The sequence below is a fragment of the Bacteroides togonis genome (assembly GCF_900130135.1).
Classification (GTDB): domain Bacteria; phylum Bacteroidota; class Bacteroidia; order Bacteroidales; family Bacteroidaceae; genus Bacteroides; species Bacteroides pullorum.
Genome location: NZ_LT670820.1, coordinates 1,484,070 through 1,498,548 on the forward strand (window position 1 = coordinate 1,484,070; position 14,479 = coordinate 1,498,548).

Annotated in this window: 11 protein-coding genes and 1 pseudogene; 8 read left to right on the forward strand and 4 right to left on the reverse strand. The window is 40.3% G+C overall.

Translation table 11 applies throughout. From position 1 onward, the window contains the following. Position 1: 1 nt before the first annotated feature. From BQ8005_RS06500 to BQ8005_RS06515, 4 genes are read right to left on the reverse strand one after another with little or no spacing between them, the layout of a single operon-like run. Entirely contained in the window at positions 2–2,191 is a 2,190-nt protein-coding gene (locus BQ8005_RS06500) for a Z1 domain-containing protein (protein ID WP_008665456.1), read from the reverse strand. Then, complete coding sequence (locus BQ8005_RS06505; RefSeq protein WP_008665458.1) at positions 2,191–3,732, reverse strand: ATP-binding protein; 1,542 nt, start codon at positions 3,730–3,732, stop codon at positions 2,191–2,193. Before BQ8005_RS06505 ends, BQ8005_RS06500 begins: the two co-directional genes overlap by 1 nt. Continuing rightward, the gene (locus BQ8005_RS06510; RefSeq protein ID WP_008665460.1) at positions 3,729–5,054 is read right to left on the reverse strand and encodes a DNA cytosine methyltransferase; all 1,326 of its coding nucleotides are present in this window, start codon (positions 5,052–5,054) and stop codon (positions 3,729–3,731) included. Before BQ8005_RS06510 ends, BQ8005_RS06505 begins: the two co-directional genes overlap by 4 nt. Continuing rightward, positions 5,054–5,290, reverse strand: a complete 237-nt coding sequence (locus BQ8005_RS06515) for a helix-turn-helix transcriptional regulator (RefSeq protein WP_008665462.1) — start codon at positions 5,288–5,290, stop codon at positions 5,054–5,056. Before BQ8005_RS06515 ends, BQ8005_RS06510 begins: the two co-directional genes overlap by 1 nt. Positions 5,291–5,837: 547 nt before the next feature. Here BQ8005_RS06515 and BQ8005_RS06520 point away from each other — a divergent pair. The 8 genes and pseudogenes from BQ8005_RS06520 to traM all read left to right on the forward strand — a co-directional run. After that, positions 5,838–7,043, forward strand: a pseudogene (locus tag BQ8005_RS06520) (TraG family conjugative transposon ATPase); the annotation flags it as partial. A gap of 9 nt (positions 7,044–7,052) precedes the next feature. Then, entirely contained in the window at positions 7,053–9,611 is a 2,559-nt protein-coding gene (locus BQ8005_RS06525) for a hypothetical protein (RefSeq protein WP_075317493.1), read from the forward strand. Then, positions 9,586–10,329, forward strand: coding sequence for a hypothetical protein (locus BQ8005_RS06530; RefSeq protein ID WP_075317494.1), 744 nt, complete (start codon positions 9,586–9,588; stop codon positions 10,327–10,329). The genes BQ8005_RS06525 and BQ8005_RS06530 overlap by 26 nt, the downstream gene beginning before the upstream one ends. Positions 10,330–10,353: 24 nt before the next feature. Then, complete coding sequence (locus BQ8005_RS06535; protein WP_075317495.1) at positions 10,354–11,085, forward strand: DUF5045 domain-containing protein; 732 nt, start codon at positions 10,354–10,356, stop codon at positions 11,083–11,085. Positions 11,086–11,118: 33 nt separating this feature from the next. Beyond that, positions 11,119–12,249, forward strand: coding sequence for a membrane protein (locus BQ8005_RS06540; RefSeq protein ID WP_009275709.1), 1,131 nt, complete (start codon positions 11,119–11,121; stop codon positions 12,247–12,249). Between the two features lie 23 nt (positions 12,250–12,272). Beyond that, positions 12,273–12,887, forward strand: coding sequence for a conjugative transposon protein TraK (traK, locus tag BQ8005_RS06545; RefSeq protein WP_008781805.1), 615 nt, complete (start codon positions 12,273–12,275; stop codon positions 12,885–12,887). A gap of 1 nt (position 12,888) precedes the next feature. Next, positions 12,889–13,308 carry a hypothetical protein gene (locus BQ8005_RS06550; protein WP_007571452.1) on the forward strand — a complete coding sequence of 140 codons (420 nt, stop codon included), beginning with the start codon at positions 12,889–12,891 and terminating at the stop codon, positions 13,306–13,308. Further along, positions 13,286–14,479 carry a conjugative transposon protein TraM gene (traM, locus tag BQ8005_RS06555; protein ID WP_075317496.1) on the forward strand — a complete coding sequence of 398 codons (1,194 nt, stop codon included), beginning with the start codon at positions 13,286–13,288 and terminating at the stop codon, positions 14,477–14,479. The genes BQ8005_RS06550 and traM overlap by 23 nt, the downstream gene beginning before the upstream one ends.

Below are 14,479 nucleotides of genomic sequence, written 5' to 3' on the forward strand. Positions count from 1 at the left end.
TTTATTCCTCCGTTTCAACATAGTTTATTGCAAAGTCTTCAGGATAGTATATAGCAATCGTATAGGCTTCTCTGCCAGACCAAATCAGAGAATCACATTTTAATTTAACTTTATGTATCTGAATTGTTAGTGAGTCCTCAAACTTAATTGCAGCATCTCCAGGATAAACCGAACTTTCTGTTGTTGAACGTCCAGAGTGCAGGTTAACGAGTCGTTGCGTCTCAACATTGAAAGCACGTAAACGCGCATCACCTTTATAGGCCATGTGTATAATGTAGGCATGACTGAGCGGGGATGAGGTTTTAGTCGTCAGGTACTTTATATAGCGCAAAGTTGCTTGTTTACGAGCAGCATCTGGCATATTTTGGAATTTGAATTCTGTCAAGAACTCAATTAATTCTTGTATCGGAATTTTTACATAAGCATGATTTCTATCAGTCGTTTTATAGTCCTCATACAATTTCCACTCATGTTTTGAAAGGAAATTCTCTATGAATGAAGTGTTTTCTGAAATGGCTTGGAATGCGTTCATTTTACGCCATCCAGACAACTTCGTCGTCACAGTATTTTTTGACAGGATATTTTTTCTTGTCGCATTTAATCTGTTGGAAATCAGGAGAAGACGTTCAACATCTTCAAGGCTCTTATTCTCTAATAGCCAATTTCTCATTTCCTCCTCATGCTCCACATATTCTCTGTATTCAAGAATAGCCTCGAAAGGAAGAAATACTCGACAAGACCATAAATAATTCTTTTTATAGCCAAAGAATCTGCATCTCTGTTGAATAGTGTCGGCAGTCGATTTGCCAACACTATATCGGGGCATATATGTCACAGCAAGGTGTTCCACTGTAAATCCTCTGTTCAGCATATCAGCTCCTACCAATATGTGAGAGCAACTACTAGACCAATCAATTTCTTTATTTTCGCCTTGCCGTTTATTTCGACTAATCACAAGTTCTATGTTAGTATCGAGAATAATATCATGAACATATTCCCATATTTCTTCAAAAGAAGGATAGTCTTCTTCGTGGCTCTTATACAAACGGATAGCTTCTTCATAGTTCGATTGAAACGACAGTTTTAGTTCTTGATAACCTGGATCAAGTTCTCCGTTTGCCAACATATTAGCCCATGCATCTATCAAATTTTTAATCCAACCATAAAATTTCTCACTCGCATCCTGCTCTCTATCTGCATGAACCATCATGGACAAAAAAGATTCTTTCTCCTTAATGTTCACTATAATTGCCACTCCCATTATATGGAGTTGCAGAGCATTAACTAAAGAATCTGGACAGTTAGTCAAATCATTATGTTTGGTATGATAGACTTGTTCTGGTTGTATTGTGATTACAAGTCCAGGATGGTCACAAAAGAAAGTTTTTCCACCCGTGTAACCTTTGCCAGGGGTCAACACTGTATGATGCTTTGGGGAAAGCAAATCCATAATACTTATAAGCAGTGGTCCTTGCGGCGTTGCAGTATATTGTACATATGAATGGTTGTCTAATGCGCCACGCAACTTCAATATGCTACTATATGTTGTGGTATATTCATCGTCTTCCCATTCTTGAGACTTGCTGTTTTTATATGCGTAGCCATTCAAACTTGCCTGGTCTGCCTCGTCATCAATAATGAGCACTCCCGATTTAGCTACGGTATTCTTTATTTGCACATTATCGAACATAGCAGCCAGCTCTGAGATATACTTATGATGTTTTAATACAGTAATTAAAATGGTTGGTTTGGAACTCAGAGAAAGTGCATTACGGATTCTTTGTGAATCGTTCTTTGTGGGATTTTCAAACAATTTGTAATGCTTGGAGTTAACATTCCCATTAATCAAGTCCTTTCTCAATCGTTTAGTCGTTTGAGATAGAAGATTATTCTTCGTACCAGCAAAATATATAATTACCCGAAAACCATTGTCATGTGCAAGTGCAGATAATGTTGTAAAAGACATGGTTTTACCGCTCTGAACGTATCCGACTACAAGATTCGTTACCGACTGGCATTCTCTTTTATTTGGATCAGTACACTTTGAAAGTATATCGACTGTCTCTTTTTTTAGTACGTCAATACCTTCACTATCAACTTTCTCACTTAATCGAGAAAGTAATTCATGTGTCATATCTCCAATTTCGGGAGAAAAGCCTATGTTGCTTTTTTTTACAATTTCTATTTCCATTACAATTGAATAATACTTTGATTAAACAAAATTCTGACATTAGATGCGAATTTAGTTCCTTTGTCTGGAGCCATTATTTCAGCCAAAGTCAGTGCTTTAAATATTGCTATGATTGGCGTGTAATCTTGCCCTTTTTTGAATTGGTCAAACCGAGTGAAGAAAGGATGTGCTAGATTTACCTTGCATACTATTGGAGTCGCCTCAGAAACTGTTACATCTTCACTATTATCCTTCACTACAGAATACAAAGAGTCTGTCTCGGCCTCTGTAACTAATTCCATTTTAAGTATATAACTTTTACCGTTATACTTAAACGTCTCACTACAACTATCCAAGACTTCTGCCTTAATTATTTTTTCTTCATTTTTCTGGAGGTATTGTGAGTTGTTGATTTTGTTTTCAACTTCACTTACCTGTCTGGAAAGTTGCTTGGGCTTTGACTTCTTTTCCAAGTCTTTCTTTATGGCCTTGGAAATCTTCTCAAATTGTTCTTTCCCTCGCTGTCTGTAATTATCTGTTTGGCTGAGAAGACTCGGTTCGTCAGCTTTTAGCTCATCACGGATGCCTTCCATGAGCAGATACAAATCCTCCTCTTCTCTAAATCCATTTTTATTAAAGGACACTTCAAATCCTTCAAGTTCTAATTCACCGAACAATCGTCTATATCTAAAACTACCAGACTGACCGAAAAGAACAGGTGGAAAATATCGTTCATCACCTCCACCCACGATAACTCTGCCACGTCTCATTAGCACCAATCCATTTGCATTGTTTTGGATTTTATCTAAGATGGCAATAAAACCTTTTGCTTTATAGTGGTCAATCTCAAAGTCTATTTCTTTTTTCCATAAAATTTCTTCACCTTCTGGAGTCTTATAAAACGGAGCTTTTAATATGTTATAGTTTGGAGCTTCAAGTATAGTTCCATTCACGGATATTTCGACTTGACCACTACGTAAAAAATGTCTATAAATACTTGACAAATGCCTTTTTATCTTGTCCATTTGCATCACTTTCGGCGCATTAAAAGACAGGTCAGTCAAGACAATCTCTGTGTAATGCTCATAGGCCGGTTTAGGATTTTCCGTTACAACAAGATCTTCTTTCTCTTCTGATGTTACTTTTTCTAAATCAAAAGTCGTGAATCTCTCCACTTCTTCGTCAAGGGCTTTCGTCCGTACACTCCATTTATTGGCCAACCATACAGAGGCTGTCTTCATACCCATGCCGAACTCATTAAGCCCTGTATCATCCAATGGTATATGTGCTGGTTCAAATGCCCTTTCATAGTTTTGAGCATCTATTCCAGCTGCATTATCACGAATATAAATAGCTCTGGTTTCCCAGTCAATAACAATAGAAACACTTAGTTTGTAATCTGGTCCATCTACCTGTAATAGTCTTTCTCTATGATCAAGATAGCTTTGGACAGCATTATCAACATACTCCCCCAACGTGTTTGAGACAGTATTATTGAGATTCCTAAATGTGCTGTACACGTTAGGTTTCAATGCTATTGAGACTCTTTCTATTTGCTTCATGTCAATTTAATCAAATTTTCTGCTATAAGTTTCACGACTTCTACGTTTACTGCATTACCAAATGCCTTGAATGCACTGGCAATCGTATCAGGGTATTCTTTCAGATCCTGCATACACTGTAGTTTTGCACCTTCTTTCCTTGTCATATACCTGCCTTTTTCTCCATTAGGCGTGATAACCCAAGGAATAATAGGAATCTGAGTTGTTGTAAGTACAAGAGCAGGAGAATATGTCGGTTGCTTGACTCTTATACCCGATGGTCGGAACTGTATAATTTTTGTGTAGAGATTAGGATGTTCCTCCATTCCACAGTTCCATTCGAATTTCTGATGACTATTCTCAAATCCGGGTTGACGGATTTCTTCGATCCATGTATCAATCCAAATTTTATTTTTCTGATAGAACTCTCTGTTTTGTTTAATAAAGAGTTTCTTCCAATCTGGGAATTGTCTGTTCCCGCCTTTGGGCTTTCCCTGCGCATACACAGGTAGCTGCTGTAGATAATCGTCTTTTGAGTTTCCTATAATATCTTCGCCAAATTTACCTTTTTTCCCTTGTAATTGAGTTCTTTTTTGAAAATATGGGGCGGCTCCATCATAACTATATGTCGCGCCAAATTCCATTGCCCATATAGGGAAAGTGGGCAGAGAACAATGATTCTCGAATAACAAATCCAAGAATTTTTGCCATGCTGCCATGTGTTTGCGTGTAATAGGTCTTAAAGACATATAATCCGTGTCATCTGGAACAAGAATGTCATTGATGTTGCATTCTGGGCGTTCTATATGTTCTGGGAACCTGAAATCTTTAAGTCCACCTTTTGACTTCAATCTACCAACTATATATATTCTTGTTCTATGTTGGGGAATTCCAAAATAGTGAGGAGAGATTATGTCGTCTTGTATATCATACAACCTTGAAAGTGTCTCATGTATTACTCTATAAGTATTCCCTTCATCGTGAGATTTTAGATTAGGTACGTTTTCAAGAAAAACGAATTCTGGTTTCTTGCATTGCAGTATATCCCAAATTTTATAGAATAGATTTCCTCTATTCTCGTCACCGAACCCCTTTTGTTTGCCTGCTTGAGAAAATGGCTGGCATGGAAATCCCCCACACAAAATATCGTGTTCAGGGATGTCTTTTTCAATATCCACTTCATTTATATCTCCATGGCATATAATCCCATGATTCCTCTCATAAAGGGTTCGTAGTTCTGTTTGAATCTCACTGGCAAAAACGCATTCACAGCCTAACTTTTCTAAAGCCAGGTGAAAGCCGCCTAATCCAGCGAACAAATCTATGAATTTAAGTTTTGCCATTATTGTTTTATACTATTTACGTTAATATTCTGAACAGGTTCTCTAAGTAAATCTTGAATGCCGACATTAAGACATTGGGCTATTTGAATTAGTGTCTTCAAGTCGGGCTGGCTTGTATTGGTTACCCATTTCGACACTGTACCTTGATCTTTGTTGAGTTTCTCAGCAAGCCATTTATTTGTGAGGTTCTTTTCTGCCAGCACCACTTTTATTCTATTTATTAGTTCTCTGTCCATGATGAATCAATATTTTGCTGCAAAAATACACAAAAAAATCCAGAAACATTTGGAATTTCAGCAAAATATACTATTCAAACTCTATTTTTTAGCGTTTATTTCAATTTTTCACTCCGAATCACCATACTAATGTAACGTTTCAACCCAGAAAATAGAATTTGATTGCCGCCGAATTATTAACCTGCATTGTATATCAGCCATATATGCCGACTGAAATACAACCAAGGTACAAGACACCCACTTTTGACCCTTTTTGCAGTCCTCCTGCAAGGCACTCATACCCCTCTTTTTCTTTTTCGACTGTCTCACTCTTTATGGATAATGAGAATGGTACTTTTTACCAAAAATGCGCTCTTTGGATAGCAATCAGTCAAAATCGTCCAAAATATTTTCATAAATAATCTTAAATCTACTTTTTGCCCCTGTCATAGTTTTTTCTCTTTGGTGAGTGCTTTGAATGACTATTTTTCCCTTGTTCAATATTTGTACCGTTTAGATTTTATTGTTTTTATGAAAGTGTTGTGGCTCAGTATGTTATGCTATATATAAAGGCTTCCACATGAACAGCGTTGTACGTCAGATGTGGGAACAGAATACTGATGTGGTTCTGGTTGATACAGGTAATTCATACGAGGGACTTTGCGAGTATGTAGGTGGCAAGTATATCAGCTATACCGAGGAGCATCCTATCACGATGAACCCTTTTGCTATCAAACATGAAGAGCTGAACATCGAGAAAATCGGTTTCTTGAAGAATCTGATTATGCTTATCTGGAAAGGCACCCAGGGAATAGTTACCAAGACGGAAGACCGGCTTATTGAGCAAGTCATCAAAGAATACTTTGACGAGTATTTTGTGAACCGTCGTATTGAGAATCTCTCGTTCAACACCTTCTATGAATACAGTATTGTCCGCATTCCACAAATCATTGAAGAAAATAAACTTTCCGGCATTGACTTGGCGGCCTACAACTATCTGTTAAAGGACTTCTATAAAGGAGGCAGTCATGAGGTGACGCTGAATGAGAATCTGGACACCAAACTGTTTGATGAAACCTTCATCGTGTTTGAAATCGACTCCATTAAGGATGACCCTCTTCTATTCCCTCTTGTTACGCTTATCATCATGGATGTGTTCATCCAGAAGATGAGAATCAAGAAGAACCGTAAGGTACTGGTTATCGAAGAGGCATGGAAGGCTATCGCCTCTCCCATGATGGCCGAATATATCAAGTATCTCTACAAGACTGCCCGAAAGTTCTGGGCTTCTGTCGGTGTTGTAACGCAGGAAATACAGGATATTGTAGGAAGTCCTATTGTCAAGGAAGCTATCATCAATAACTCAGACGTGGTAATGCTGCTCGACCAGAGCAAATTCCGTGAGCGATTTGATGAGATTAAAGCCACGCTCGGTTTGACGGACGTTGATTGTAAGAAGATTTTCACTATCAACCGTCTGGAGAATAAGGAAGGACGAAGTTTCTTCCGTGAGGTCTTTATCCGACGTGGAAGTGTCGGGGCCGTATTTGGAGTTGAAGAGCCACGTGAATGCTACATGACTTACACTACAGAGCGAGCTGAAAAGGAAGCCTTGAAACTCTATAAAAGAGAGTTGAAGTGTGACCATCAGCATGCCATAGAAGCCTATTGCCGGGATTGGAGTCTTTCAGGAATAAGCAAGTCTTTGGCCTTTGCACAAAAGGTGAACCAGGCTCAACATGTTCTTAATCTCAAAACAAAAACAGAAATGTAAGATTTGAAAATGAAACGCTATCTGATAATACAACTTCTATTTCTCTGTGCTATAGTGCCTGCTATGGCACAGTATTACAGTGTAAATTATGATACTCGCACTGTAGCGGAAATGTCGGCGGCTTTCGGTACAGAAGCTGCTACTGAGGCGTATTATGCTCAACAGATAGCCAAGATCAGGGAACATTATCAGGCAGCGGAAGTGGCTGCTGCAGGAATCTTCAGTTCCAAGTTCCTCGATCGCAGAGCTCTCACAAATCTGGGACTTTGGACCAGTGCAACAGAGAACTACTATTACCGCCGTATATACAACATGGTGTCTGCCAAAATTATGCCCAAAATATGGACTGTTGCCGGCATGATGCTTAAAAGTCCTCATAACGCCCTCTATTGGGGTAGCTATCTCTATAAGATCTGTGATGAGGTAAAGACTTTGTGTTATCAGTTTGAGTCTATTGTTACCAATAGTACTTTGTCATTCAAGGACATCGTATTTCTTGAAATCAACCAGGAACTTGCAGCAATTCTGAAATTGTCAGAACTGGGCAATGTGGATTGGAATGTTCTGCTTGAAAGCTTCTCAAATATCGGGACAAACTTCACAAAGGAAAACCTGAAGCAAGACATAGATAACCTCTATGCGATGGGCGTTAGCCTTGCTTCAGCTGGAGCCGGCAATGCTGTAAGTTCCATTCTTGGGAACAGTTCCTTTAACGGTACCATCATGGAGAAGACAAGCAGTGTCATTGAGATAGCCGAGAATGTGTACGACTTATACGGCAATCTTTCCAAGAATGCCGGAAATACCTTATTACAGTTTATCGGTGGTGAGGAAGGCATCGCCAATCTCTTCTCTTTGTCGAATTACAACACAACGGCATGGATTACAGACTATGCCAATGAAGTATTCGGCCAGTACTACACACAAAGGTGGTATATCTACCGTGTAGATGCTGGCACCATTAAACTTTGCGACTATTATCCTCCCGAAGACAATAACTCAATTATCAATGGTGATCACTGGTACAGAATCAGCACTACAGATGAAAACTTTTATCCATCATCTACCCAACGAGAAGCTGCACTGCAGAACTCCGAGAATCATGCAGGATACAGCCGTTCACAGATAGCCAATCTGAACAAAGCCAATGATGGTTATACCTACAGCATCTCATACTACATGCTCGCATATAAGATTACTTCTTCAAAAAAAGGATTATATGCAAAAGCATACGCTTACGAGATTTATGCTACCAAAAGCTGGAATCGTAAGGAAGTAGCCTATGAAGACATATTTGATTCATACACTATGGACCTGAATACCTTTAAGGCCGGGATGAACGCACGTCTGTCTGAACTTAACGATAATGAAGAAGGCTATACCTATTATCTGGGAAGTGACCCAAAGAAATACTACCAGACTACCAATGCCCAGAAAATTTCAGGATGTGAGACAGCAACCATCAGCGTAACCTGTCATGGTGGCGCCAAATTAGGAGAAGGTTCAACACAATACAAATGTTCTGATTGTGGAAGCAGTGTAAACAACCATACCAAGCAATGTTCTATGGCAACAAGTGTTTCCGAAGGAAGTATCAATATATCTGAAATAGACTCCAAAATAACGGAGTTGAAACGAAATATTGTCTCAGTACAATCAGAAATAACAGCACTGGAGGCAGAAAACGCAGAGCTCCTGAAAAAAATCCAGACAGCAAGCGTTGAGGATGCTGCAATATACAGACAGTCCTACAATGAGAACAAGGACAGAATATCAAGCCTAAAAGCTGAGATGAGCTCGTATGAGACAGAACTGTCACAGTATGAACAGGCAAAGCAGGAAGCTATCGACGGTGAGAATGCTGCCACGGATGACTACTACCGCATACCGGCTATCATGCAGGATTGTAAAACAGCCTATAATCTGTCGTGGAACGGTTCAGGTGCATGGGAAGGCAATACATTCGTTCGTACAGCCTCCATGCCCAACATCAACGGTACCATAACCTTTAAGGCAACCATATCCATAGCCCGGAAACCAAAGTATTTCCTTTGGATTAAGATACACCGTGCTATCGTACAAATTTCATGGACGCTTACTACTGAGTACAGTGACACACAGGTTGTTGAAGTTATCAATCTCGATCCGTCCAAATCGGATGCGGAAAAAGCCAACGAGGTCAATTCAAAATTATCAGAAGTGGCCAGAGAATTTCCGGATTGCACTCCTTCTGTGGAATATGCCAAAAGCAGTCCTATAGAAACAGATGATACCGGTGATACCTATCATCTGCTCTGGTCAAGTGACAGACTTGAAATAGCCCGTCAGATTGACACGAGACTAACCAATATCTATGCCGACCTTGTGTCATTGGAAAAGATGATGCACTACAAACATTCCATCATAGATATGCTGAAAAGCGTAGTCCCGTATATCAACGATGACAGTGGCAGAAGATTGACACTCATTGAACAATGTAGAAAACGATGGTTGCGTCAGGCAGCCTCCAGTGCCCACTCAGATACATATAATGGTAAATACGATGAAGATGAAAGCGACCAGGAATAAAATATTGCCGATTATTGTTTGCCTTTTGGTATTGTTCCCGTTCACTGCCAAGGCTCAATATGGTTTTGATGTAGCTTCCATAGAAGCCTATATCAACGACCATAAACAACAACGAAGTCTGCTGCTTGTTCGATCCACACTGGAAGCGAGCAACAAACTTCTGCATGAGTACAGCAGTGATGCCAATATCGGCTTCAGGGACATCAATAAGGAACTTGACAGATACACACGTGCGTTTGACGTTATTGACATTCTGTATCAGTCTCTTAGAACTAGTCTCAATATCTACAACACCTACGAAAACATCAGTGACCGTGTGGGTGATTATAAAAACATGCTTGAAGACTTCAGAAAGAAGTGTCTGGACAGAGGAAACATTGTAAGCACAGATACCTTGATAATCACAGTCAATGCCGGGGCCTTGGCAAAGATTGCCGAAGAAGGAGACAATCTGTATCGTTCGGTCAGTGATTTAATCCTGTATGCTACCGGTGCGGCAGCCTGTTCTACAGCGGATCTCTATCTCATTCTGATGAACATAAACAACTCACTTGACAATATCAGGACGCATCTGAACAGGGCATACTTTGAGACCTGGAGATACATTCAGGTACGCATCGGATATTGGAAAAGACAGGTTTATCGTGCAAAGACCAAGGAAGAGATTATTAATGATGCTTTTGGCCGGTGGAAAGTTGCGGGCTATTTAGGCTATTAAATAACAATTTAAAACTCAACAGATATGGTACATTCTATCAGTTATCGGACAACATTATGTTTATGTGCAATGCTGCTTTGTTTCAAAGCAGTTGCCCAGTCTTATGTGACATACAACCACGATGCTACAAAGATGAATCAGATTACAGTTCAGGAAATAGGTGTTGGCGGACTAACCCCTGCTTTCTACTACACCCTCTTTCATAACAGCTACCAGAAATCGGCAGCAAGTAAAAACAAGCTGAGCTTTAGGACACTGGCTGGTGTAGAATCATACCAACAGGTAGATTTAGCTGACAGCATTCAAGCGTCACTGACTCAGCGGGCAGAAATTGAAGCTCTCAATATTGCCGATAGACAGATTGATATTGCCTGGCTTGCAGAAGGCAGCAAAGTGAATAACAAGCTATCAGACTTTGAAAAGAATATCAACCGCATCATCAGTTCTGGAGGTACGGTAAATGATAAAACGCGATGGAACGAATACTACAATATGTTCAGGACAGTCATTAAAGAAACCCAGGACGCTTATATGCCAAACGCCCAAAGGAAAAGACAATACCTTGCGATATATGCTGATATAGAGCATCAGAATGAAATTCTCATAGCGTATCTGATTCAGTTAAGCAACAGGAACAAGACAGCTTCCTTGTTGGCCGCCCGCTTGAACAGACGAACTGATGTTGCTTCTCATGCAACCGAAGCATTTAGCCGTTGGCGAGAAGCCGGGCAACTAAATTCAGAAGGGCACAATTAACAGAGAATTATAACATAAAAGGAAACTAAAATCATGGCAGATTCAAATATACTCTCAGATTTCGGTATCAATATTCTTGAAGAAGAGATTGATGACGTGATTTTCCAGACGAACGAGTTCCTTACAGATGCCACATTCACAGGTTCACAAGGACCGTTCTGGTGGATTCTCCAAATGTGCATGGCTCTCGCTGCTCTGTTCTCTATTGTAGTGGCAGGAAATATAGCTTATAAGATGATGGTGAAGCACGAGCCTCTGGACGTGATGAAACTGTTCCGGCCATTGGCAATATCCGTTATTCTGTGTTGGTGGTATCCACCTGCAGATACGGGAATAACCAACAGTGGAAGTAGCTGGTGTTTCCTTGACTTTCTTTCTTACATTCCTAACTGTATCGGTTCATATACTCATGACCTTTATCAGGCAGAATCCTTACAGATAGAAGATAAGTTTGAGGAAGTCCAGGAACTCATTTATGTCAGGGACACTCTCTATACATCCTTGCAAGCTCAGGCTGACGTAGCACATTCAGGAACGTCCGATCCAAATCTTATTGAGTCCACGATGGAACAGACCGGTGTTGAAGAAGTGACTAACATGGAAAAGGACGCATCCAGACTATGGTTTACCTCACTCACAGCAGGTGCAGTGGTCGGACTGGATAAAATCATTATGCTCATCGCTCTGATAGTTTATCGCATCGGTTGGTGGGCAACTATCTACTGCCAGCAAATCCTGTTGGGAATGCTGACCATCTTCGGACCGATACAGTGGGCATTCAGTCTTCTGCCCAAATGGGAAGGCGCCTGGGCAAAGTGGCTCATACGTTATCTGACCGTACACTTCTACGGAGCTATGCTGTACTTCGTTGGATTTTATGTTCTACTCCTATTTGATATTGTCCTGTGCATACAGGTGGAGAATCTGACTGCCATTACCGAAAGTGAACAGACTATGGCGGCCTATCTGCAGAACTCGTTCTTCTCAGCCGGTTATCTCATGGCCGCAAGTATTGTGGCACTGAAATGTCTCAACCTTGTACCTGATTTGGCCGCATGGATGATACCGGAAGGTGATACAGCATTCTCAACTCGAAACTTTGGTGAAGGAGTCGCACAGCAAGCCAAAGTATCAACCCAAGGCATGATTAGCAAAGTAATGTAAGCAATAAATCAATATGGAATATTATGGTAATTAAGAATCTTGAAAACAAAATCAAACTGGTGCTGATTATATGTTCCCTTTTCCTTGCAGGCTGCATCATCATCTGCATATCCAGCATTTGGACAGCCAGGACAATGGTCTCGGATGCCCATAAGAAAGTCTATGTTTTGGACGGCAATGTGCCTATTCTTGTTCATCGGAGCACAATGGACGAAACGCTTGACGTAGAAGCTAAGTCTCACATAGAGATGTTCCACCATCTGTTTTTCACCCTGGCTCCAGACGACAAATATATCAAGTACACAATGGACAAAGCCATGTATTTAGTGGACGAAACGGGTCTTGCCCAGTATAATACATTGAAGGAAAAAGGATTCTACTCGAATATTATGGGTACGAGTGCTGTGTTCAGCATATTCTGCGACAGTATAAAATTCGATAAGGAAAAGATGGAGTTCATGTATTATGGCAAACAGCGTATTGAACGACGGACAAGCATTCTTACCAGAGAACTGGTCACTGCAGGTCAGCTGAAACGTGTACCAAGAACTGACAATAACCCTCACGGATTGCTTATCACAAACTGGAGGACACTTATGAATAAGGATATTGAACAAAAGAACAAAATGAACTACTAATATGGGATGGAAAAAGTTATTTGTTGGAGAGAAGATGCCAGATAAGGATGATCCGAAATATAAGCAAAGATACGAAAATGAAGTCAATGCTGGTCGCAAGTTCGCACGTATGATGAAACTTGATGTGCTTGCCGGAACGGTTCAGAATTTTGCCAACAACCACAGGAAGCTGTTTCTTGTCATTGTTTTCGGACTTATCATAATCTGTCTATGTCTGAATATCTACAGAATGGCATTTGTGTTTAACAGGCAACAATCCGTCCAAAGTGCCACAGAAAGGCAAGAGCTGATATTGCGCAAATATTACAACAAGGGCAATCAAAAATCCAACCGTCTTCACGAAGGACTTTCTACCGTCAATGACGAATCTAATAATAACAACGTAAACATAAAGAACGATGGACGCACTGAAGAAAATTAACTGGAAGCAGCCAAAGTACATGATTCCAATAATCATCTACTTTCCCCTGTTGTTTGTCGGTTACTTTGTCATAGATCTGTTTCATACGGAGAAGGCAGAGACTCCTAACGGACTCACTACGACTGATTATCTGAATCCGGAATTGCCTGATGCCAACATGAAAGGCGATGGTATTGGCAATAAGTATGACAATATGCTTAAATCATATGGGAAAATAGATGACTATACTGCTTTAGGAAACATTGACCGTAATGAAGAAGACAACAAAGAAGAGTATGATTCAAAATATTCAGAAGAAGAGCTTAAACAATTGGAATCTCAGAAACAGGAAGCCGAGAAACTCGCTGAGATGCAAAGACAACTACAGGAGAGCGCACAGAGAGGTCAGGAAGTCGCACAAGGCGACGGTACTTCTGAAGAAGACCGCTTAGCCATCAGTAAACAACGTGAGCAAGAAGCCATGGAGGAGCTGAACCGAGCTATTGCCCAAGCCAGATTGCAAGGTCTGCAAGCTACAAATTTGCCGACTGATACGGATACACTTACAAAGATGAATGAAAAGAATCTGGAAGTGTCCGATGAAAAAGAAAAAAACGATGAACCCCAGGAAGTGGTCAAGAAAGTCAGAGTAACGTCCGATTATTTCAATACTATCTGTGAGAATGAAAAAGAACAGAAATTGATTAAAGCCATCATAGATGAAAACATCAAGGCAGTTGACGGCTCAAGAGTTCGTCTCCGATTAATAGATGATGTGGAAATCAATGAAGTTGTTGTACCCAAAGGTTCATACCTATATGCAACTATGAGCGGTTTTGGCTCACAACGTGTTAAAGGCAATGTTACAAGCATCATGGTAGATGGTGAGATTATCAAAGTAAACCTTGCCCTCTATGATACAGACGGATTAGAAGGACTGTATGTTCCAAGCAGCCAGTTCCGTGAAACTACAAAAGACGTGGGTAGCGGTGCGCTAAGCAATACATCAACACTCACCAATACAACCACATCTGGAAACAGTCTGGCATCATGGGGAGCGCAAGCTATTTCCAATGCAGTCCAGAAAAGCAGTAATGCCGTCAGCAAGGCAATCAAAAAAAATAAAGCCAAGCTCAAATATGGCACTTTTGTTTACCTCATTAATTCTCGTTCAAACAACAAAGGAAAATAA